The following is a 537-nucleotide window of genomic DNA, read 5'->3' as shown; positions in this document are numbered from 1 at the left end:
CATGAGTGTTGATTATCCAAAATTAGACAGACCGCTCCCTTGGAAGGCTCGATAGTTTTTCAACATATAAGCTATTTCCGAATGCCAATCAATCGGTAAATTGTTTTCGAGCAGCTTTCGTTGAAAAGAAACGAACGATATTCGTTTAAAAACCCGCCCTTTAGATGCTTTTGTATAGAGCCATTTCAGTAAAACATAAGTGATTAGGGCCGCGAACAGTTGATTAAAGACGGCATTTTCCGTCGTCCCAAACAGAACAGGAACATTTAAGTTTTGTTTGATCCACCGAAAGAATGTCTCGATCTTCCAGCGGGCTTTATACATATCCGCAATAACCTCTGGTGTCACTTTGATAAGATTGGTGACGACTCGGATTTCTCGTCCTTTGTCATCCGTAAAAAAGACGACACGATGACGCTGCTTGGAGCGAGATTGTAGGGTTCCAAGCAAGCATGTGATGTCACGAGTCACCGGTGAATGTGGTTGTTCGAGTCTCTTTAACGAATGAGGTCGAGTGATCTCGATGTTCTCTTTCAT

1 protein-coding gene is annotated in these 537 nt (G+C 42.5%); it reads right to left on the bottom strand.

The window, feature by feature from the left end; all coding sequences use genetic code 11:
• Positions 1-12 precede the first annotated feature (12 nt).
• Positions 13-537, bottom strand: a 525-nt coding sequence (locus tag BALCAV_RS20965) for an IS4 family transposase (RefSeq protein WP_040324351.1), incomplete at its 5' end; no start/stop codon positions are given.

The sequence above is a fragment of the Alkalihalobacillus alcalophilus ATCC 27647 = CGMCC 1.3604 genome (assembly GCF_000292245.2).
Classification (GTDB): domain Bacteria; phylum Bacillota; class Bacilli; order Bacillales; family Bacillaceae_D; genus Alkalihalobacillus; species Alkalihalobacillus alcalophilus.
Note: the sequence above shows the minus strand (reverse complement) of the source record. Positions and strands in the feature narration are given on the sequence as shown.